Here is a 23,286-nt window from a genome sequence, read left to right as displayed (position 1 = left end):
TATTATCCATTTAAAAGTTTCTAAAACTTCATCTTCTGAATTCGAACCGCATTTAAAATCGCCAGTAAAGCCACTCCAACATCAGCGAAAACAGCTTCCCACATTGTTGCAAGTCCGCCGGCGCCTAAGATCAATACAAACGCTTTTACTACAAAGGCCAAAGTAATATTCTGCCAGACAATTTTTTTGGTTTGTTTTCCGATGTTTATGGCCATCGGAATTTTACTTGGTCTGTCATCCTGAATAACAATATCGGCAGTTTCAATTGTGGCGTCACTTCCTAAGCCTCCCATCGCAATTCCGACAGTACTTAAAGCAATAACCGGAGCATCGTTTACGCCGTCGCCAACAAATGCTACGGTTTCGTTTTTGGCTTTGATTTCGTTTAATTTATTGACTTTGTCTTCCGGAAGCAGATCCCCAAAGGCTTTTGCAATTCCGAGTTTATCTGCTACAAATTGAACGACATTGGTTTTGTCACCACTCAGCATCGTTACTTTAACGCCTAATGCTTTTAGTTTGCGAACTGTTTCCTGAGCATCTTCTTTAATTTCGTCCGCAATGGTTAAATAACCGGCAAATTTCCCATCATAAGCAATGGCAATTGTCGTATAAACAACTGAATTGGGATCCAGATCGTATTTTATATTGAATTTATCCATCAATTTGAAATTCCCTACGTGAAGTTCTTTTCCTTTAATCTCCGCTTTTAAACCGTGTCCGGAAATTTCTTCTACGTTTTTCAATTCAATTGAAGAATCAATATTACCTACATGATTATGAATTGCGGTTGCTACCGGATGTGTACTTTGACTTTCTAAAACATTAACGAGTTTTAAAATCTCTTCTTTATCAAAATCCTCAGAAATAATCACTTCCTGAACCTTAAAAACACCTTCAGTCATGGTTCCGGTTTTATCCATCACAACGTTCTGAATTGTCGAAATACTGTCTAGAAAATTACTGCCTTTAAACAGAATTCCGTTTTTACTTGCAGCGCCAATTCCGCCAAAATACCCAAGCGGAATACTAATTACCAAAGCACATGGACAAGAAATTACTAAGAAAACCAAAGCTCTGTAAAGCCAGTCGCTAAAAACATAATTGTCTACAAAAAGCATTGGCAACAAACAAATGGCAATCGCTAAATACACTACAATTGGGGTGTAAATTTTAGCAAATTTTCGGATAAACAATTCAGCTGGTGCTTTTTTGGCCGTGGCATTCTGAACCATTTCAAGAATCTTAGACAATTTACTGTCTTTATAATCAGTCGTAACTTTAACCTGTGCAATGGTATTTTCGTTGATCATTCCGGCCAGCACGGTTTCTCCTTTTACCTTTGTAGATGGTTTACTCTCGCCTGTAAGTGCAGCTGTATTAAACGATGCGGTATCCGACAATAATTCTCCGTCTAAACCTAGTTTTTCTCCCGATTTAAGTTGAATAATCGAACCGATTTTGACATCACTAGCTTTGACTTTTGTCGCCACATTATTTTCTAAAATAGTAACTTCATCCGGGCGTTGATCCAACAAACTTTTAATATTCGATTTTGCTCTGGCGACTGCTAAGCCCTGAAAATTTTCTCCAATCGTATAAAACAGCATAACTGCAACACCTTCAGGATATTCTCCAATGGCAAAAGCACCGATTGTAGCAATACACATCAGGAAAAACTCTGAAAACACATCGCCTTTCGTAATGCTTTCGTAAGCTTCTTTCAAAACCGGAAGTCCAACGGGCAAATAAGCGACAATATACCAGCCGATTCTAACATAACCCGAAAACCAGTTTTGCGGAAAATAATTATCAAACCCAATTCCGATGAGCAATAAAATAAAGGAAATTATTGCAGGCAAAAACATTTGAAATAAACTCCCCTCAGCTGCATGTTCGTGATCGTGATCATGTCCGTCTTCCTCGGAATGATGATGCTCTTCGTGTGCTGAACAGCATCCGGATTGGTTTGCTTTCTTTTTTATTATTTTTTCTTCTGTATGTTCCATAGGAAAGTTTCAGGTTTTCTTTGTTTCATGTTTCAAGTTTCAGGTTTCAGGTTTCAGGTTGACAATTGGATTGGATATAAATCCGTATAAATTTGCATTATCCGAGTGCCAATTGAAACACTTTCTAAAGTTACATCTTTTAAGGCAATTGTTTTTGCCTAATAATTTTTATTTAATCGCGCAAAGACGCAGAGGCGCAAAGTTTTTATTTGAATTGCCTCCCGCTTTAGCTGGAGGTTAATGATGTCAAATTTGAAATGGCTTTAGCCAAAAACGCGCATTTTGGCTAAAGCCATTTTAACAATTTCAATTTGTTACCTCCAGCTAAAGCAGAAGGCAATTCAGCATTTAAACTTAAAAAAACTTTGCGCCTCTGCGCCTTTGCGCGATTATTTCACACCAGCCTTAAAAAACTTAGTGCCTTAGTGGCAAAAAAGATTAATGCTCATGTTCACCTCCACCCTTCATAGCAGACAATAAATAAAAAGCACCTTCTGTAACGATTTTAGCATTTGGGGCAATTTCATCTACAAACTTCACTTCGGTAAAACCTAAATCTGTAGTTCCCGGAATAACTTCTATGGCTTTAAAATGAATCTCTTTCTCGCGATTTTCTTTATTCTCTGATTTTTCCTGGTGTTCACCTTCTTCAACAAAAACAAAATATTTATCGGCATTTCGAACTACAGCATCTTTTGGTAAAGCAGGAACAGTCGCGTTTGTGATATTGATATTGGCCGAAACATACATTCCCGGAATCAGTCCTTTTGCATCAGCCGATTCGATTTTGGCGTGAACGGCAACCGTTTTACTTTCATTTGAAAAGGATTTATTGATTCCGAAAATCTTTCCTTTAATTGATTTATTAGACTGATTTGTCAACACAAAATCAATTACCTGACCAACAGAAATAGAACCTAAATCTTTCTCGTAAACATTCAGATCCAAATGCATTTGGCTATTGTCCACCACCTCAAACAATGAAACTCCGGTTTGGGCATAAGCGCCTTTTGCAATGCTTATTTTACCCACATAACCATTTATTGGTGCTACAATTGGAACTAAAGAAGTGCTCCCCTTTGTGCTGACATGCAAAGCATCTAATTTATTTTTTGCTGCTTGTAATCTTGCTCTTTCTGCTGCTAATTTTGCTTTTACTTCCTGAAACGTTTTCCTGGGATTTACATTTTCATCGCTCAATGTTTTCTGTCGATTGTATTCCAATTGCAAATATTCAATATTGGCTGTAGCCGAATGAAATTCCTCCTGCATTTCGATTACTTCCAGATTTTGAATGGTTGCCAAAACTTTTCCTTTATTGACAAAAGTACCTTCCAAAACAAAAATATCTTTCACAGTTCCTCCAATTAAAGTCGAAACTTCAGCAGAATTTTGAGGTGGAACAGTAGTATAACCATTAGCTTTTATGACTTTATTGAGGTTTCGATCTTCAACAAATCCCGTTTCAATTCCGATTGTTTTGTATTGGGAAGCAGTTAAAGAAACTTCTGTCTGCGATTTTTCTTCTTCGTGTGTTTCTTCCTCTTTCTTTTCATTGCAGCTGATTACTATGCTATAGGCAATAAACAATAGGCAGTAAGCTCCTATCCTTTGCCAACTTTTCGTAAAAATCCTTGCGACCTTTGCGGTTAAATCTGCGGTTAAATTTATCTTCATTTTAATTGTTTTTGATGGTTGGAAATTGAAGTTCGATGGCACTTTGATTGTAATTATGAGTCGCTTCGGCATATTGCTTTTTAATATCAATCGCCTGATTTAAAAAGCTGATATACGACCAATAACTCATATCACCATTAGCATAACTTTTTTGAGTCGTACTGATGATCTGATCAGCATATTGCAAGCCTTCATTCTGATAATAATCTAAAGCTTTTTGCTGCTTTGCAAAGTTGTTTTGCAATTCCTGTTGTTGCAGATTTAAGGTTAATCTACTTTTATCCAAAGCTAATTGTGATTGCGCAATATTAATCGCCGATGCCTGAGTTTTTGCGGTATTCACACCGCCAAATAACGGAATCTGTAATCCTGCCGTAAAACCCTGAAATAACGATTCGGTGTTGATAGTTTGTGCAAAATACCCCAATCCTACCTTGGGCGTTCTCATCGCTTTGTAAGTGTTGGTTTCTTTTTGATAAACCGAGATTTGCTGTTGATAATAATCCGTTAATAAACCTTCTGCTTTCGAATTTCCTTCTTGTTTTATAACTGAATATTGCAAAGTCGTTTTTTCATCGGGAATTATATTTTCATCCGTTTGTACAAAAAACTGCAATTGCTTTTGATAAATCGCCAAATCATATTCTAATTGTGCTTTCTGCGTTTCAATTTCTTTTACTTTCGCTTTAGCGCTGATGACTTCAATGTTCCCGCTTTCTCCGGTTTGAAAACGCAATTCGGCATTCTTTAGAAATTTTGTGTAAATGGTATTTAATTCCGAGTTTAATTTCTGAATAGAAACACCGTATAAATATTGATAATACGCCAATGTAACGGCTTTTTCAACTTCATAAGAGGACAGAGCTTTTCGTTTTTCGGCCAATTTTACCAATTCTTCCTGTAATTGACGGTTCGCTTTTGTAATATTCCCGATTGGAAAGTATTGCTGAATTGAGACGTTATGGTCAAAATCAGCGCTGTTGAATTGCCCTCCCTGATATTGCACCTGGAGCGGATCTGCCTGAAAAGCGGTCTTTTTTAGAACGGTTTGTTTTTCGATTTCTTTATCGGCAATTTTTAAGTCGATGTTGTTTGATTTGGCGAGTTCTATTGCTTTTTCCAGACTGATTACTTGTTGGGCTTGTGCAAACGTGCTAATCAATAGGAACGTGCTTAACCGCAAAGTTCGCAAGGTTTTTTGCGCAAAGTTCGCAAAGGAGTTTGTGTTGAATTTATATTTTGAGTCTTTCATTTTCTTTAATTTTTTCTTAGTGTTCTTCGCGTAAATCTTTGCGCTCTTTGCGGTTAATTCCACGCTCCAACAATAAATACAGGATAGGTAAAACGATTAAGGTCAATAATGTCGCTGAAACCAGGCCTCCAATAACAACTGTTGCCAAAGGTTTCTGTACCTCTGCTCCGCCGCTTGTTGATAATGCCATTGGTAAAAATCCTAACGAAGCCACTGCTGCTGTCATTAAAACCGGACGCAATCTGGTTTTGGTTCCGATTAAAACTCTTTGCAATGGATCTTCGATTCCTTCTGTTTTTAATTGATTGAAATACGAAATCAGCACAATTCCGTTTAAAACAGCTATTCCGAACAAAGCAATAAAACCAATTCCGGCTGAAATACTAAACGGCATTCCACGCAATAAAAGCGCAAAAACACCGCCAATTGCCGATAAGGGAATTGCGGTAAAAATCAAGGCGGCTTGTTTGAAACTGTTGAAAGTCAAATACAACAAGATCAGTATTAATCCCAATGCAATGGGAAGCGCTACCGAAAGTCGTTTTGTGGCTTCGATTAAATTCTCAAATTGCCCACCGTAGGTAACATAATAACCTGCAGGAAGATTAAAATCCTTATCCAGTTTTTGCTGAATTTCCTCCACAACACTTTTAATATCGCGTCCACGGACATTTAATCCGACGGAGATTCGGCGTTTTCCATCTTCACGTGTTACCTGAACCGGACCTTGCTCATAATCAACAGAAGCTACCTGAGAAAGCGGAACCTGTTGGCCGTTTGGAAGCGGAATAAACAAATTGCTCACATCGTTTATATCAGCACGATTATCCTGATTCATTCTCACGACAACATCAAATCTTTTGCTTTCTTCATAGATTTTACCGGCACTTTCTCCCGCAAATGACGAACGAATAATCTGGTTGATATCTGAAATATTCAATCCGTATAAAGCAATTTTATTGTAATCGTATTTGATTGTAATTTGCGGTAAACCTGTTACTTTATCGGCTTTTAAGTCTCCGATTCCTTTAATGTTTTTAATCTTCGAAATTAATTCCGCTGCTTTTGCATCCAGAATTTCTAAATCATCTCCAAAGATTTTAATGGCAATATCGCTTCGGCTTCCCGTCATTAATTCGTTAAAACGCATTTGAATGGGCTGCGAAATCTCAATATTGGCGCCCGGAATAATTTCCATTTCTTCTTTCATGGCGTTGGCCAAATCTTCCCAATTATCGTATTTGCCTTTCCACTCTTTTTTGTCTTTCAATACAATAATCAAGTCACCGCTTTCAATAGGCATTGGATCGGTTGGAATTTCGCCGCTTCCAATTTTGGTGACAATCGTTTTGATTTCCGGGAACTTCGCTTTCAGTAACTTCTCATATTTAGTAGTCGTTTCTACCATCTGCGTAAGCGAACTTCCTGTCATAATGGTCGCATTTATAGCCAAATCGCCTTCTTCAATTGTCGGAATAAATTCGCCTCCCATACTATTAAAAACGAACCATGCAATGGCAAATAAACCAATTGAGATCCCTAAAACTATCTTTTTAAACTGAAGTGCTTTATCTAAAAATGGTGTATATAAATTCTCCAGCCAAACCATCATTCGATCACTGAAATTGGATTTGTGTTCTGTGTTTTTGGATAAAAATAACGCACTCATCATCGGCACATAGGTCAATGAAAGCACAAAAGCGCCAATTACGGCAAACCCAACCGTCATTGCCATTGGTTTGAACATCTTGCCTTCGGTACCGATTAAAGCCAAAATTGGCAAATAAACGATCAAAATAATGATTTCTCCAAAGGCAGCGCTATTTCGGATTTTTGAAGCCGAATTGTAGACTTCAATGTCCATTTCGTCCTGCGTTAAATCCCTTTTCCTTTTGAGTTTTTGCAGATGATGCATCGTTGCTTCTACAATAATAACAGCTCCGTCGACTATGATACCGAAATCAATTGCTCCCAGACTCATTAAGTTTCCGCTTACGCCAAAGGCATTCATCAAAATAACGGCAAAAAGCATGGCAAGCGGAATTACAGAAGCGACAATCAGTCCGGCGCGAAGATTCCCCAGAAATAAAATCAGAACAAAAATGACAATTAGCGCCCCTTCTAAAAGATTTTTAGTAACTGTTCCAATGGCATTGTCGACTAATTTCCCTCTGTCAATAAAAGCTTCGGCAACCACGCCTTCGGGCAGGCTTTTATTAATCTGAATCATTCTTTCATGAATTCGATTGACGACTGCGCTGGAGTTTTCCCCCTTCAACATCAAAACCAATCCAGAAACGATCTCTCCTTTTCCGTCTTTGGTTGATGCTCCGTAACGCAAAGCGATTCCTTCGCGAACTTTGGCAACATCACGGACTAAAACGGGTGAACCGTTTCGGTTTTTTACAACCACATTTCCAAGATCATTAATTCCTTTTGCCATTCCGACACCACGGATAAAATACGCATACTGATCTTTTTCAATATAAGCGCCTCCGGTATTTTGATTGTTTTTTTCTAAAGCATCAAAAATTTCGGTAATGGTAACTCCAAGACTATTAAGCGTATTTGGATTGACTGCAATTTCGTATTGTTTCAGTTTTCCTCCCCAGGTACTGATATCGGCAACGCCTTTAATTCCCTGTAATTGCGGAATAATAATCCAGTCCTGAATCGTTCTTAATTTCACTGCATCAAATTGATTTTCATAGCCTTTTTTGGCGTAAACATCATATTGATAAATTTCTCCCAAACCAGTGGTAATAGGCGCTAATTCTGGCGATCCGGCATAAGCCGGAATATTTTCTTCTGCTTGTTTTAGGCGTTGGAATATTTGTTCCCTGGCCCAATAAATATCGACATCGTCTTCAAAAACGACGGTTACGACTGATAATCCAAAGCGGGAAATACTGCGGAGTTCTATAACATCCGGAACTGTTTTTACAGCCTGTTCCAACGGATAAGTAATTAATTGCTCGACTTCCTGACTGGCCAAAGTCGGTGCTGTTGTAATGATCTGCACCTGATTATTAGTAACATCAGGCAAGGCATCCAACGGCAAATTTTTAAGCGAATAACTTCCCCAAGCTATTAATACAAGGGTAAATAGCAGTATAAAGAACTTATTCTTTATACTGAACTGTATAATTTTATCTAACATTTGATTCTATAATGACGTGAGAAATCAGACAAAGTTTGTCTGTTTATTTTGTGGAAAATCCACAACACTCTAATCCGGACTAGCCGGGCATCATTATGCTATTTGCGGAGGTTGCCAAATGCTTCCGTAGAAATTGGAAGTAAAAACAGAAATATAACTAGGTAAAGCTTTTGAAATAATGGTAAAAGCAACAGGAAACTCAAAACTTTCAGAAGTCTGATAACTTAAAACCTGTGCCCCACAGCAATTACAGGCACAAAATGGAGAACATAAATCATTTTCTTTATCATGTGAATGATTATTTTCAGATGAAAATTGAGCAGTTTTATGCGCGGCACTATCCACTTCCATATCTGCACAAGGCATATTTGAAAGTGCCATCAAATAAATTGATAAGAGTATTGCTATCCATTTCATAGATGTAAAAATAATATATATTCTGTTACAAAAAATCTAAAATATTGAAAATGATGTTTGCAAAAAAATCCTCTTTTTGAGAAATGCAGGAAATATATTTTTATTTGAATTTATACTTTCTGAAAAAAGATTAGAAATCGTAAGAAATTTTATTTAACTTTAACAATAATTAACATACTACACCTAGTTCTAATTTTACAACACAAAATTCTTATTTAACTACAAGCCAGAAACATAGCATACCTTCCTCATAATAATAACATTAGTACCTATTTTTTCTAAGCAGTTTTATTAATTAATTTTAACACTACAAGTCAATGAAATATAATACGCTAATATCCGCCACATTATTATTCTTTAGCATGCAAATATTCGGTCAAGTTTATACCGACAAAATAGTTGGTAAAAAAAATGAACAACTGAAAGATAGTCTTAAAGTCGAAAAGTATCCATACGCCTTACCAATCTGGGGAGAAAAAGTTGCCCAAAAAGGATATAAATTACCTTATTCTGCAGGAATCTCTGTAAATTATTTTTGGCAGGAATCTGAAATTATTATAAATGATTTAAATATTGGGTTCAATCATGGTCCCCAATATAACTTAGATGAAATCGTTCGTTTTGACAAATCTACCGTAGAAGCTGGTGCCTTAACAATCAGACCTGATATTTGGCTGCTTCCTTTCCTGAATATTTATGGAATTTTTGGAAAAGCCAAAACTGCCACTAAAATTAATGCTGGAATTTATGTTCCGGATGCCGATAATAACTGGTCTCAAATTGCAAGTTTTAGTACTAAAGCTAACTTTGATGCAACAACCTTTGGTTTGGGTATGACACCAACAATTGGTATTGGTGGAGGCTGGCTGGCACTTGATATGAATATGGCCTGGACTGATATTAGCTCTTTGGATAAACCTGCATTCTCTTATGTTTTTGGACCAAGATTAGGTAAAACTTTTAAATTTAACAAACCTGAAACCAATGTTGCGGTTTGGGTTGGAGCCTTTAGAGTACATATTAACGGGGATACTAATGGAGATTTACCTCTGTCTGATTTTATAGATTTATCTGATGCCCAGGTAAAAGTAGATAGCGGTCTTGCAAAAGTTTCTGAAAATCAAACAAAAGTAGATAACTGGTGGGATGGCCTAACGCCGACTGAGCAAAAAAATCCCGTGAATGTTGCCAAACATAATACTGCAAATCGTGCGCTTGAAAGAGCCGGAACATTTTTAAGCACATTAGATGGAGCCTTGAGTACTGCTTCAGATTCATCTGTACAATATTCGCTGCAAAAAAGACCTAAAGATATGTGGAATTTTATCGTTGGATCTCAATATCAATTCAGTAAACATTTAATGTTTCGAGCTGAAGTTGGTTTCTTAGGCAGTCGTACGCAAGCGTTAGGAAGTCTTCAGTATCGTTTTGGACTTTAATCCATCAATTTTATGAGAAAAGGTTTAATATTACTTGTCACTTTTTTTTGTATTACTTCAGCACAATCACAAGTTTTAATTTCTTTGCTTTTTGGAGACAAACTGAATTCTCCTTTTTTAGAATTTGGTCTGGATGGCGGTATCAATTTTTCGACGATTTCGAATATGGAAACCTCGGGTACTGAAGTGGGATTTAATCTTGGATTTTATTTCGATATCCGGTCTAAAAAAAATCCAGCCTGGATGATTAATACCGGTGTAATTGTAAAATCTCCCATGGGTGCTCACGGTATGCCTGTGTATTCTTTAGGTGATGCTAATCTGGACAATACTTTTGCCGGCGGAAGTGTTGATCGTGAAATCCGTTATTTTAATGTTCCGATTTTAATTAAATATCAGTTCAAAAATAATATTTATTTAAAAACGGGTCCGCAATTAGGATTATTGGCCAAAGCATTCGATAAATTCCGGAAAGAATATGATGGTGATGAAGTGGTTTATAAACACAATATCAGAGATCAAATACATGTAATTGACGCTGGTATTGCACTTGGTGCCGGTTATCATATGAATGTTGGAAACGGATTGAATATGACGGTTCAGTATTACTACGGATTGGTTCCGGTAATGAAGGGAGATGGCCCTGAACAATTTAACAGATCTTTGTACGTCACAGCCGGAATACCAATTGGCCGCGGAAAAGCAGCCAGAAAAAAAGCAGAAAAAGAAGCCGAATTAAACCGTGTTATTTTACCTGAGGAAGAAGCGCCAAAACCTAAAAATTAACTACCAGGATTATTGATAGAAACAATCAATCTTAATATTTCATGATTTTGCAAAATAAAATGGGGTTCTGTATACAAAATGGCATTGTTTGGCATAAAAGGCATTTCAGCCACCAGCGGACTTTGAACCACAAGAGTGCCTCCATGAGCCTGAATAGCCTGTAATCCCAGAGTTCCATCAGTATTTGAACCGGATAACAAAATACCTACTAAAGCTTCTCCATAAATTTCTGCTGCTGATTCAAAAGAAACATCAATACTTGGTCGGCTAAAATTTATTTTTTCAGAAGTATCCAGTGCCAACAAGTCATTTTTCTCAAATAATAAATGATAGTTTGAAGGCGCAACATAAACAAAACCCGGAACTAGTGGTGTTTTATCTTCAACAAGTTTTAATGGCACACTTGATTTTAAGCTAATTAAATCTTCTAGTGTCTGTTCGTCAGTACTTTTTCGATGCACTACAATTACGATGGCAAAACCATTTAATTTCGGCAACTCCGGTAAGATTTGCATTAATGCATTTAAGCTTCCTGCCGATCCACCTATTATCACCAATTTACAGCCTGATATTACTTCACTTTTCTCCATATCTTTTCTTTATCAAACTGTTTGTAATTAGTTGTGGAAATCGAATATTTTATGGTTTCTTTTGTCCCTAAAGCAAGGAATCCCAAAACGGCCAAACTTTCGTCAAATAAATTAATGACTCTTTTTTGGAGATCATTGTCAAAATAAATTAAAACATTGCGGCATAAAATCATATCAAATTCATTAAATGAAGTATCCGACACTAAATTATGCTGTGAATAAACCATCTTTTCAGCGAGTTCTTCATTAAATTTTGCAATCCCATAATTAGCAGTATAATAACTTGAAAAATCTTCGAGACCACCCGCATCACGATAGTTTTCTGAATATTCTTTCATCATTCGCAATGGGAAAATACCTTTTTTGGCTGTCTCTAATACTGAAGCATTAATATCTGTAGCATAAATAAGCGATTTATGAAGTAAACCTGCTTCCTTTAGCATAATAGCCATCGAATAGACTTCTTCGCCTGTAGAGCAGCCTGCGTGCCATAATCTAATGAAAGGTTTGGTTCCTAACAACGGAAGAATTTCTTTTCGCAAAACGGTATAAAAAGCAGGATCGCGAAACATCTCGGTTACATTTACCGTGATTTCATCTACCATTCTTTTATAATATTCCGGATCATATCGAACTTTCGAAAGAAACTCATGAAAATGGGTAAATCCATCTAAATGATAGATTCTGTTCACACGTCTTTTCAGTGAAGCTCTGGAATAACTTCCAAAATCAAAACCATAATATTCGTAAACATCATTTATAAGTGTCTCTAACTCGATATCCTCAATCATAACTCATTTCATATTTCCTTCAGCACCTGAAGCAATTTATCTACATCAACTGGTTTCGAAATATACGCATCTGCCCCAGCCTCTAAACATTTTTCTTTATCGCCCGTCATCGCCTGGGCTGTTACCGCTATAACATAAGTCGATCGTCGTGACGGAATCGCTTTTATCAGTGGAATTGCTTCATAGCCATCCATTTCCGGCATCATCATGTCGATTAAAACGGCATCAATTTGTTCTTCAGATTCTAGTAATTTTAAAGCTTCTTCGGCACTTAAACAAGACAAACAATCGAATGATCTGGCACGTAAAGTGTTTTCTAAAGCAAAAATATTTCTAGAATCATCATCAATAATTAAGAGTCTTTTTTTATTCATATTCGCCTGCTTTTAATTTGGTTTGTTTTTATTTTTTTTAGCCACGAATTACACTAATTTTCACGAATTTAATATTTAATTCATTTTTAAAATTTTTGAAAATCGTGTAATTGCCTCGCCTGTTCGCTATCGCTCGAGTTGTAGCAACTTTCTTTTTTATATTTTGTCGTACAGCCAAACGCGTAATAACGAGAGCAGCTGATCAATATCTACTGGTTTTGTAATGTAATCTGATGCTCCTGCTTTGATGCATTTTTCCCTGTCACCTGTCATTGCTTTTGCTGTAACGGCAATCAGCGGTAAATTCAGGAATTTAGGCATGCTGCGTATTTTTTCGGCTGTTTCGTAACCATCCATATTTGGCATCATCATGTCTAATAAAACGATGTCCGTGTCGGGATGTTCTTCCAGAATTTTGATTGCTTCTTTTCCGTCAAAAGCCGTAATTACATTCATTTTGAATACTTCTAAAGCTTTGGTCAACGAATAAATATTACGAACATCATCATCTACAATTAATACCTTTTTCTCAAAAAGGATATTATTAAGTAAATTTAGCTTTTTATGACTTTCCTTTTTGTCTTTTGGATCTTTTTTATCTTCCACCAAATGAAGGAAAAGAGAAACCTCATCCAGCATTCTCTGATACGAATGTGCCGTTTTTACAATAATTGAATCGGCATATTTTTTAATTTTCACTTCTTCTTTAATCGACAAGCTTTTTCCTGTAAAGACAATTACAGGCAGATTTTCAAGACCCGGATTTTTCTTTACTCCTTCTAAAATTTCATAGGCTTGCTTATCCGGAATTCCCATATCCAGAATAACACAGTCAATCTCTTTTTTATTTAGTGCATCTAGTCCTTCAGAAACTTCACTCTTTATTTCAGAATTGATATTATATGTTTCTAAGAAATAGGACAATGCTTTAGCGTGTTTCGGATTATCTTCTATGATAAGTACTTTTTGCGCTTCTTTATTAATGATACTTTCTATTCGAAGAAAAACTTCCGGAATTTTATCAAAAGCCACTGGTTTATCTAAGAAATCTACCGCTCCTTTTAGTAAACTTTCCTGTTTCAGTTTATGTGATGACATAATGTGAACCGGAATATGTTTGGTGTAATAATTGTTTTTTAATTCCTCCAAAACTTCCCATCCGCTTTTTATCGGAAGTTCAATATCCAATAAAACACCAACAGGTTTGTATAGCAAAGCAAAATTTAAGGCATAATCACCTCTAACAGAAACAACTCCCTTATATCCTTTTTTACGGGTGAAATTTAAAAGCGATTTTGCAAAATTGATATCGTCTTCAACAATCAAAATTGTTTTATCGCCTTCTACAATTGAATTTCTGTCGTCTTCAATTTCATCAGGAATTACAGCACTTAAATATTTATTTTTAGGTTTTTCAGTCTCAATCTCTTCAGTCGCAACAATTTCTAATGGAGGCATTGTTTCTATTTCAGCTTTTTTAACGGCAGATCCAAAAACGGGAATACACAATGTAAAAGTACTTCCCTCATTTTCTTTACTATGCAAAATGATTTCTCCTCTTAGCAACTTCGCCAATTCACGGCTAATTGACAGTCCTAAACCTGTTCCGCCGTATTTACGTTTGGTAGAACCATCTGCTTGTTGGAAAGCCTCAAAAATTAAAGGTTGTTTACCTAACGGAATTCCGATTCCGGTATCTTTTACTATAAAACAAATAATTTTATCATCGTCGGTATTTACCTTAATTTCTAAACTTACTGATCCTTTATCGGTGAATTTAATAGCATTCGAAATCAGGTTTTTAAGAATTTGTTCCAAACGCATTTTATCTGTTTTGATGACAATTGGCGCTTCTTTAGCAATGATTTCAAACTTAATGTTTTTCTCTTTTGCCACGTGGCTAAACAGATTCCAAAGATTTTCAGTAATTTCTTTTGTCGAAACATCTAAAAATTCAAGATCCATTTTTCCGGCTTCAATTTTCGATAAATCCAGAATTTCATCAATTAAACCTAACAAACTATTTCCTGAACTTTGAATCACTTTTGCAAATTCAATCTCCTCAGCAACCATGCTTTTATTGTTATTTTCAGATAACAATCGGCTTAAAAGTAAAATTGAATTCAGTGGTGTTCTCAATTCATGGGACATATTAGCAAGGAATTCTGATTTATAACGAGTTGTCAATTCTAATGCTTCAGATTTCTTCTGAATTTCATTATTTTTTTCTTCCAATAAAACACTTCTTTCAGACAATTCTTCGTTAGTTTGCTCCAGTTCTTCCTGTTGAACGCGCAATTCTTCTTCTGATGCCTGAAGTTTTTCTGTTTGCGCTTCAAGTTCAGCATTTATTGCCTCTAGTTCCGTATGTTGTGCCTGTAACTCTTCTGACTGTGATTTGGTTTCTTCCAACAGCTCCATCACTCTTTTTCTATTCTGAGTCGATTTAATCGCAATTCCGATGTTGTTGGCAATTGTCTTTAAAAATTCTATTTGAAGATTCGAGAATCCGTAAATACTAGCCAGCTCGATTGCGCCTTCAACCCTGGTATCCAACAAAGGAAGAGCTACAATATGAGTTGGTTTTATTTGGCCCAAAGCATAATTAATCTGTATATCCTCTGGTGATAAAACTTTTAACTCAAGCAGTTCTTTAGAAATAATAGCCTGTCCAATCAAACCTTCCCCTTTTTGAATATGTTGACGATTTTTGCCTGGTATATAGCTGTATCCACCAGAAAAATGAAGTTCATCTCCTTCTAATACATATAAAACTCCGGCACTGCTATTCGTATAATTACATAAAAACTCAATAACATCTTTTGATAGTTTTTGAAGTGTTTTATCTCCAAGCATCACATTATTAAGACTTGCAACTCCGGTTTGCATCCATTCTTTCTGCGATAATAATTCGAAAGACGATTTTAGCGAAATACCCATATTATTTAAAGATTCTCCTACGCTTCCCAATGCATCAGATTGGGTATCATCGACACGAATATCATAATTACCGCTCGAAATATTACTGGCGATCATGCTGATTGCTTCAATTCTTTCGGCAGTTTCTCTATCTTTTTTCTCCAATTCATTTTGAAGTAGTAAACGCTCATTGTAATCTTTTAAAATTCTAAATAAAAAGACAATCGAAATAATAAACGCAATGATAAAAGCAACGATAATTAAAACAATACTGTAAGTACCGTAAAGGTCTGACGTTTCGTTTCGTTCTTTTAAAAGTGCTTGTTCAGTAGTTTCTACAATTTTAATTCGATTACGCAATTCATCCATCATCTTTCTCCCTTCATCGAGATCAAAATAAAGCACATTCTTACCTATTCGTTTTTTTACAATCTGATTGTTCAGATATTTAAAAAAATTAGATCTAAGATCCTTTAATATCGCTAATTCTTTTTGTTGTGAAGGATTATCAACGGTAAGCTTCTCTAATTTATCAAAATAATTATTAGATCTTCTTTCAGAATCCTCATATCTTGCTACAAACTGCTCGTTGCCGGTAATCAAATAACCACGCATGCTGGTTTGCGCCTCTGTAAGTATCGCTGAACCTTCGTTTAGATTATAAATTACTTCCTGGGTATGTTTTACCCAAAAATTGCTATCAAGCAGACTTTTGATGCTCAGATAAGAAGCAGTAGAACTGATCATTAATACTACTAATGAAACAAATGAACTGATTAATAAATTCCGTTTAAAGTTGTTCTTCATCTTTTAAATTATAATTATTCGTATTTTAATGGCAGGACAATAATAAAACTTGCACCTTCTCCTATTTGACTTTTTGCTGTGATTAATCCGTTGTGTTTTTCGATAATTTTTTTGGCGATTGCCAGACCAATTCCGGTTCCTTCGTATTTCTGTCGGTCGTTTAAACTCTGAAAAATAATGAAGATACGATCAAGGTAAATTTCATCGAAACCAATTCCGTTATCTTTTACTGTTATTCGGCAAAATTTTCCATCTGCCGAAGCCGGACTTTCAAAAGATTTTTCTGCAATGATTTCAGATGTAATTTCGATTACCGGTTTATCCGTATTTCCGGAAAATTTAAGTGCATTTCCAATTAGATTTTGGAAAACCTGTCGCAACTGACTTGGAATACTATCTATAGTTGGAAGTTCAGTGGTTTTGATTGTTGCATTTTTGCGCTCAATCAGATAATCGAAATCTGAAAGCACTTCCTGTAGCACCTCATTTAAGTCGGTCGTTTCAGGTTTTACCTGCGATGACAATCTTGAGTATGCCAGCAAATCGGTAATTAAAGTCTGCATTCTTTCTGCCGATTTAATCGTACGATCTACATAATCTATTGCTTTTTCATCAGTAGTTAGATAAAGCTCTTTGATGATTTTTATGAAGATTTGGATTTTCCGGATGGGTTCATTCAAATCATGCGAAACTACCCAGGAAAATTGCTGCAATTCGTGGTTTCTAAGTTCCAGTTCTTCGTTTTTCAAAACCAGTTCTCTGGTTCTTTCAGCAATCTTTATTTCGAGGTTATCCTGCGCTTCTTTCCTAATTTTAATTTCTTTGGAAAGAAGATCTTTCATGCCTTTTAATTCATTTTGCTGCTCGTAAATTTTTATGAATGTTTTTACTTTAAGAATAAGTAAATCAGAATCTACAGGTTTGGTAATGTATTCTACGGCACCGGTTTCATAACCTTTAAAAATGTATTTCTTTTCAATATTTAATGCCGAAAGAAAAATGACTGGAATATCTTTAGTGCGTTTGTTTCCGGAAAGAATTTTGACCACTTCAAAACCATCAAGTCCAGGCATCTGAACGTCCATGATGATCAGACAGTAATTCGTCTTGAGGATTTTTTTCAGGGCTTCCTCTCCTGATTCAGCAGTGTCAACATCGATATCGTGCAATTCTAATGTCTTTTTTAAGGCAATTATATTTGCTCTTATATCGTCTACAATTAATACCATGCTGTTGGGGTAAAGCGTTATGAATTAAAATTGTTAGTTTAAAATTCGATTCAGATAAATATTTGTTTGTTTATGAAATCCGAAACGTTGATTACTCGTTTCGGTGTAACTCCCAAATTTATAAAAATTATAATGCAAGCTCTTTTATTGCATGAAAAATTAGTTACATAATTCCCATGTCTATTTTACAGAATATCCATGTTTAGATCTTAAATATTTTTTATTGAGACAATCTTAAAATCAATTCAGTCAACCTATTCTCTTATCTCTTTCTATTTTAGAGCTTGAATACTTGTTCTAAATTATGAATTATGAAAAAGACAAAAACATTTCCGGAACAAAAACAAGAGCTTCCAGGTAACGAACATTTAATGCATCCGGAGCCGGAAATTATTAGAGAAAACTATGTAGGAAGTGGTAAATTATTGGGGAAAGTTGCTTTTATAACCGGAGGCGATAGCGGTATCGGCCGAAGTGTAGCCGTTCATTTTGCCAGAGAAGGTGCTAATATTGCCATTGTTTACCTTAAAGAAGATAAAGATGCACTTGAAACAAAGGCCTTAATTGAGAAAGAAGGAAAGGAATGTTTACTAATAAGCGGTGATTTGAAAGATGAAAAATTCTGCAAAAGTGCTGTAAAAAAATGCCATACCCATTTCAAAAAACTAAATATTATAGTTAATAACGCCGCAACACAATTCCCTCAAAATGAACTGGAGAAAATAACAGCTTCGCAGCTTCATAAAACTTTTGAAACTAATATTTATCCGTATTTCTATATCACAAAAGCAGCGTTACCTTTTTTAAAAGAAGGCGACACTATTGTAAATACAAGTTCAGTTACAGCTTATCGCGGTAGCGAACATTTAGCCGATTATGCGAGTACAAAAGGCGCCATCGTAAGTTTCACAAGATCGCTATCGTCGATGCTTGCCAAAAAGAAAATAAGAGTAAACGGTGTTGCTCCAGGACCAATCTGGACGCCATTGATTGTTGCCAGTTTTGATAAATTAGCCGATTTCGGAAAAGATAATCCAATGGAAAGAGCTGGTCAGCCCTCAGAAGTTGCCCCTGCGTATGTGTTTTTAGCCTGCGAAGACAGTAGTTATATTACCGGCCAGTTTATTCATATTAATGGTGGAGAACTCGTTGGGGGGTAGATTTTTGTTTCAGGTTTCAGGTTTCTTCACTTTGAGACTGAGACTAAAAACTTAGAATCTTAGCATCTCAGAACCTTAGCAACTTAAAAAAATGAACTATATAGATATTATCGGATTATTTGCAGGGACTTGTGTTACAATATCCGTGATTCCTCAGATCTTGAAAGTTTGGAAAACTAAAAAAGTTAAAGCGATTTCGTTGAAGACTTTTAGCATCCTGACTTTCGGAATTTTGGTATGGATTATTTATGGCATTCTCAAAAATGATCTTCCTATAATAATTACCAACAGTGTTTCTTTTTGTCTGAACCTGCTTATGGTTTATTTTATTATTTATTATGAAAAGGAATCTTGAAAAAGGTACTAAGGTTCTGAGATGCTAAGGTATTAAACTTATGGTGAAAAATCTTAGTGCCTCAGAACCTTAGCAGCTTAGTACCTTTAAATAAAAAAAACAGCTTGTTATAAAAGCTGTTTTTTCATACTAGTAAGTTAAGAATATGTGATGCTTATTAGCTAGCTAATTTTTGATTGTATGGTTTAAATGAAAAGTGATATTTTTCTTTGAAAATACGCGGCAGATAGTTTCGGCTTGCAGCACTGATTACATCAGCAAAATTAATATTCGAAATTCTTCTGATTTCATTAATTTGTCTGTTAGCCAAATTCACTATTGGCTCAAAAGTATTCATGTAATTGTAACTATGTTGGGCTATCTCCATCTCTAAAATATTGTTTAACAGACTTTTTTGAAGTAAGCTTCTAACAATTCCTTTTTGAGGTATATTATTTAGTTCTTGTAATTTTTCAGCAATTTTTTGATTTTTAGTTCCGATATATAAAAACTGTCCGGAATCTGTAGTAAACCTTTTTTTAAGCTGAGAAACCATTTCGATTTTATCTCCTTCAACAGAAGCTATTGTCGGCATTCCAACTAATGAAAACTGAATAGGTTTATGGCTTTCAAAAAACAACACACTATTTATAACAGATGTATTATTTAAAACCGCTGTCTGATTCTTTTTAATTTTTCTTTGCGTTCCATTTGCACCAAAACTATGTGTCAAGGTTCCTTTTTCGCAATAAGCAAAAAATACAGGAGCTGTTTGAAGTGATTCTATACTTAAAGTCACATCATGATTAAATACAAGATCAAAATTCAGGTATGACATTTCTTTTTCAAAACGTACCGCTTTGATGGTGCCTCTCGCCCATTTTGATTTTATATTTAATGTGTATTCATTGTTGCTTACTGATAACTCACCATCAAGACTTTCTTTAAGGTCATTAAAAATAGCATTGAATCCTCCAGTATTTAAGTATAGTTTTTTCATGTTGGTCTGGTTTAAATAAAAGTGGTTTAGTATAATGTACTACAAACCTATTATTGGTTTTTACTTTGTTATTTTGATATTTCAAAGTTCGTACATATTGCAAATCAAATTATTACACAATTTTGGAGAGAATTTTCATAATTATTAGGAGGAAGGTTCTGAGGAACTAAGGAACTAAGGTTCTAAGGTTTTTTTATAAATAAAATACAGTAAATCTAATTTTCCTAACCTTAGAACCTTAGTTCCTCAGAACCTCAAAAAAAAAACAGCTGTCTTCAGAAAAATCCGAAAACAGCTGCTTCTCAGCAAAATAAAAATACCTACTTAAATTATCTTACGTAAGTTTATGGATATCTGCATTAACAGAATAATTTTCCTCGGGAATGTCCTTAAAGAATTCCGCTTCTTCTAAATCCGCCGTTGGACCGTATCCTATTAAATGAGTTCCTTTTTTTTGATCACCGGTTTCTATTACATATAAAATAGACATATCGTCAGGATCGCTCATACCTTCGTAGCGATGGTGGGCAACTATAAAAATTTCTTCTGGTTTGTAAGCGTATTTTGTTTCTGAGTCTAACAGGCAGCCGTTTTCAAACAAAAAATTTGCAGTGTAACCTTCTTCCTGATATTTCTTAATATAATCGGTTTCGTGTTTTTGTTCTTTTTTCATGACTTAAGTTTTAAGCGAGATTGTTTTGTAAATCCTTGTTTCATCAAATTTCATCATTGATCCCAAATAAAATTAACTCAATAGATTTAAATCTTACCTCAATTAAAAAAGCCGAAATCAAATCAATAATTATTTTACTAAATTTAAATTCTCTAAAAATGATTTTAGAAGTTTTATTAAAAAAAACGATTTATTCCTTATAATAAAAACCAAAATTTGAATGACCAAGGTAAATCAGGATTTTCTGGCCAGAGGTGGTGAAATGGGTGCCCTAACACGTGCCAAAGACTGGAGTAAAACTGCTGTAGGTCCGGTTAAATCGTGGCCACAAAGCTTACGTACTACTTTAGGAATTCTTTTAAACTCCAAATTTCCCATGTTTTTATTTTGGGGACCGGAACATATTTGCTTTTATAATGATGCTTATCGTCCAAGTCTTGGAAAGGAAGGAAAGCATCCTTTTATTTTAGGAGAAAAAGGAGCCGATTTCTGGCCTGAGATCTGGGATTTTATTAAACCCTTAATCGATCAGGTGCTTACTGAAGGCGAAGCAACTTGGCATGAAGACCAATTTCTACCCATATATCGCAACGGAAAAATGGAAGATGTTTACTGGACTTTCAGTTATAGTCCCGTAAATAATGATTCAGGAAAGATTGACGGAGTCTTAGTTATTTGTAATGAAACAACAGACAAAGTAAAAATGTTTAAAAAGCTCGAAGAAAGCAATACGCGTTATCTTAATAACATTTTACAAACGCCGAGTGCCATGTGCATTTTTAGAGGACCAAAATTTGTTGTTGAAATTGCCAATGATCTTATGCTCGAATTATGGGGAAGAAAAAATGATGAAGTACAAAATAAACCTATTTTTGAAGCGCTTCCGGAAGCACAAGGCCAGGGTTTAGAAACTATTCTTGAAAATGTATACCAAACGGGTGAAAAATTTGAAGCGCATGAACGACTTGTAAAATTGCCTCGTGAAGGGCAAATCGAAGACGTATATATCAATTTTGTTTATGAAGCTTTAAAAGAACCGGACGGAACGATTTCCGGGATTGTAGCTGTCGCTAATGATGTAACAGCACAGGTTGATGCCCGCAAGAAACTTGAAGATGCGGAACAAAGAGCCCGATTAGCTGCTGAAATTGCCCAAATTGTGACCTGGGAGTTAAATGTCCCTACTCAGGAATTAATTTATTCTGAAAATTTGCCAACTCTTTTTGGCCATAAAAAAAACAAAAAGTTAACCCGACCGGATATATTACATCAAATTCATCCCGATGATATTTCAATTTTAGAAAAAGCCTACAAGGTCGCGCTCAAAACCAGTATTTATAAATATGAAGCCCGAATTATAAAGCCTGATAATACTACTGCCTGGATTAAAGCGCACGGTAAACTATTTTTTGATGATAATGCCGAACCAGTACAAATGATTGGTACAATTATGGATATTACCGATGAAAAAAACAGCCAGCAGGTATTAATGAAAAGCGAGGAGAAATTCAGACTTCTTGCCGATTCTATGCCTCAATTTATCTGGACTGGTGATGGAATGGGAAATCTAAATTATTTCAATAAATCGGTCTATACTTTTTCTGGTTTATCTGAAAAAGAAATTGATAAAGACGGCTGGTTGCAGATTGTACATCCTGATGATCGTGAGCTAAACATAAACAAATGGATGGAATCGATAAAAACCGGAAACGACTTTTTGCTGGAACATCGTTTCCGTCGTTATGATGGCGAATACAGATGGCAATTAAGCCGTGCTATCGCTCAAAAAGACGAAGAAGGCAATATACAGATGTGGGTTGGAACCAGCACTGATATTCACGAACAGAAAAACTTTACCGACAAACTCGAAAAAGAGGTTTATGAACGAACTGCACAACTCGAACTTAAAAATAAAGATTTAATAAACATGAATATCGAGCTGCAGTCTTTTGCCTATATTTCGAGTCATGACCTGCAGGAACCACTACGAAAAATTCAAACTTTTGCCAGTCGTTTAGCCGATTTGGACGATGAAAATATTTCGGCGAAAGCCAAAACTTATTTAAACAGAATTGAAGTTTCGTCTAAAAGAATGCAAACTTTGATACAAGATCTCCTCGCTTACTCCAGAACCAATTCTGCCGACAGGGTATATGTAAAGACAAATCTGGACGAAATTGCAGAAGAAATACAAAGCGATTTCTCTGAACGTATTGAGGAAACAAATGGAGTAATCGCTTTTGATCCTTTAGGAGAAGCAACTGTTATTCCTTTTCAGTTTAGACAATTACTCCACAATCTTATTGGAAATTCCCTGAAATTTTCTAAAAAAGAAGAAACGCCCTATATTGAAGTTAAAGCCAATAGAATCAAAGGAAAAGAGATTGGAATTCCGGTTACTTACCCAGAAAAAATGTATTATCATTTGACTATTTCTGATAACGGAATTGGTTTTGCTGATGAATATAAAGAGAGAATCTTTGAAGTTTTCCAGAGATTAAATACTGAAAGTGAATTTTCTGGTACCGGAATTGGTTTAGCAATTGTGAAAAAAATTGTTGAAAATCATAAAGGTGTTATTACAGCACACAGTGAAAAAGGCAAAGGCGCCACGTTCGAAATTTATTTACCTGAATTATAGCAAAATAAAAAACACATAAGCGTTAGTA

17 protein-coding genes are annotated in these 23,286 nt (G+C 35.4%); 5 read left to right on the top strand and 12 right to left on the bottom strand.

Annotated elements, in window-relative coordinates; translation table 11 throughout:
- Nucleotides 1-20: 20 nt before the first annotated feature.
- From AC6CH4_RS05875 to AC6CH4_RS05855, 5 genes are all read right to left on the bottom strand, one after another.
- Nucleotides 21-2,009, bottom strand: coding sequence for a heavy metal translocating P-type ATPase (locus tag AC6CH4_RS05875; RefSeq protein ID WP_498101041.1), 1,989 nt, complete (start codon nt 2,007-2,009; stop codon nt 21-23).
- 438 nt (nt 2,010-2,447) lie between these two features.
- Nucleotides 2,448-3,686, bottom strand: coding sequence for an efflux RND transporter periplasmic adaptor subunit (locus AC6CH4_RS05870; protein WP_498101039.1), 1,239 nt, complete (start codon nt 3,684-3,686; stop codon nt 2,448-2,450).
- Between the two features lies 1 nt (nt 3,687).
- Nucleotides 3,688-4,938, bottom strand: coding sequence for a TolC family protein (locus AC6CH4_RS05865; RefSeq protein WP_498101037.1), 1,251 nt, complete (start codon nt 4,936-4,938; stop codon nt 3,688-3,690).
- A gap of 16 nt (nt 4,939-4,954) precedes the next feature.
- Nucleotides 4,955-8,098 carry an efflux RND transporter permease subunit gene (locus AC6CH4_RS05860; protein ID WP_498101035.1) on the bottom strand — a complete coding sequence of 1,048 codons (3,144 nt, stop codon included), beginning with the start codon at nt 8,096-8,098 and terminating at the stop codon, nt 4,955-4,957.
- A gap of 93 nt (nt 8,099-8,191) precedes the next feature.
- Nucleotides 8,192-8,515, bottom strand: coding sequence for a DUF6660 family protein (locus AC6CH4_RS05855; RefSeq protein ID WP_498101033.1), 324 nt, complete (start codon nt 8,513-8,515; stop codon nt 8,192-8,194).
- 317 nt (nt 8,516-8,832) lie between these two features.
- Here AC6CH4_RS05855 and AC6CH4_RS05850 point away from each other — a divergent pair, with 317 nt between their 5' ends.
- Entirely contained in the window at nt 8,833-9,954 is a 1,122-nt protein-coding gene (locus AC6CH4_RS05850) for a hypothetical protein (RefSeq protein ID WP_498101031.1), read from the top strand.
- A gap of 12 nt (nt 9,955-9,966) precedes the next feature.
- Nucleotides 9,967-10,740 (top strand): porin family protein, encoded by a 774-nt coding sequence (locus AC6CH4_RS05845; protein WP_498101029.1) that lies wholly within the window; start codon nt 9,967-9,969, stop codon nt 10,738-10,740.
- On the opposite strand, the gene AC6CH4_RS05840 is transcribed toward AC6CH4_RS05845, so the two are convergent.
- The 5 genes from AC6CH4_RS05840 to AC6CH4_RS05820 form a co-directional block, all read right to left on the bottom strand.
- Entirely contained in the window at nt 10,737-11,330 is a 594-nt protein-coding gene (locus AC6CH4_RS05840) for a chemotaxis protein CheB (RefSeq protein WP_498101027.1), read from the bottom strand. The two genes, AC6CH4_RS05845 and AC6CH4_RS05840, sit on opposite strands and share 4 nt — an antisense overlap.
- Complete coding sequence (locus AC6CH4_RS05835) at nt 11,312-12,121, bottom strand: CheR family methyltransferase (RefSeq protein ID WP_498101025.1); 810 nt, start codon at nt 12,119-12,121, stop codon at nt 11,312-11,314. Before AC6CH4_RS05835 ends, AC6CH4_RS05840 begins: the two co-directional genes overlap by 19 nt.
- Nucleotides 12,122-12,129: 8 nt before the next feature.
- The gene (locus AC6CH4_RS05830) at nt 12,130-12,495 is read right to left on the bottom strand and encodes a response regulator (protein ID WP_498101023.1); all 366 of its coding nucleotides are present in this window, start codon (nt 12,493-12,495) and stop codon (nt 12,130-12,132) included.
- A 156-nt stretch (nt 12,496-12,651) separates the two neighbouring features.
- Nucleotides 12,652-16,221: a response regulator gene (locus AC6CH4_RS05825; RefSeq protein WP_498101021.1), complete on the bottom strand. Its 3,570-nt coding sequence runs from the start codon at nt 16,219-16,221 to the stop codon at nt 12,652-12,654.
- Nucleotides 16,222-16,235: 14 nt separating this feature from the next.
- Nucleotides 16,236-17,450, bottom strand: coding sequence for a hybrid sensor histidine kinase/response regulator (locus AC6CH4_RS05820; RefSeq protein WP_498101019.1), 1,215 nt, complete (start codon nt 17,448-17,450; stop codon nt 16,236-16,238).
- Between the two features lie 311 nt (nt 17,451-17,761).
- Between AC6CH4_RS05820 and AC6CH4_RS05815 the strand changes: the two genes are divergently transcribed.
- Together AC6CH4_RS05815 and AC6CH4_RS05810 are read left to right on the top strand one after the other, a co-directional pair.
- On the top strand, nt 17,762-18,610 hold the full coding sequence (locus AC6CH4_RS05815; protein ID WP_498101017.1) for an SDR family oxidoreductase: 849 nt from the start codon (nt 17,762-17,764) through the stop codon (nt 18,608-18,610).
- A 91-nt stretch (nt 18,611-18,701) separates the two neighbouring features.
- Complete coding sequence (locus AC6CH4_RS05810; protein WP_498101015.1) at nt 18,702-18,965, top strand: SemiSWEET family sugar transporter; 264 nt, start codon at nt 18,702-18,704, stop codon at nt 18,963-18,965.
- 157 nt (nt 18,966-19,122) lie between these two features.
- Here the strand turns inward: AC6CH4_RS05810 and AC6CH4_RS05805 are convergent, their stop codons facing one another.
- Complete coding sequence (locus AC6CH4_RS05805; RefSeq protein ID WP_498101013.1) at nt 19,123-19,944, bottom strand: hypothetical protein; 822 nt, start codon at nt 19,942-19,944, stop codon at nt 19,123-19,125.
- Between the two features lie 334 nt (nt 19,945-20,278).
- Nucleotides 20,279-20,617 carry a hypothetical protein gene (locus AC6CH4_RS05800; RefSeq protein ID WP_498101011.1) on the bottom strand — a complete coding sequence of 113 codons (339 nt, stop codon included), beginning with the start codon at nt 20,615-20,617 and terminating at the stop codon, nt 20,279-20,281.
- 220 nt (nt 20,618-20,837) lie between these two features.
- On the opposite strand from AC6CH4_RS05800, the gene AC6CH4_RS05795 reads away from it, so the two are divergent.
- Nucleotides 20,838-23,258, top strand: a complete 2,421-nt coding sequence (locus AC6CH4_RS05795) for a PAS domain-containing sensor histidine kinase (protein ID WP_498101009.1) — start codon at nt 20,838-20,840, stop codon at nt 23,256-23,258.
- Nucleotides 23,259-23,286 lie beyond the last annotated feature (28 nt).

This window comes from Flavobacterium sp. GQ95, assembly GCF_059758655.1.
The sequence above is the reverse complement of the archived record's forward strand: the minus strand, read 5'-3'. Positions and strand labels throughout refer to the sequence as shown.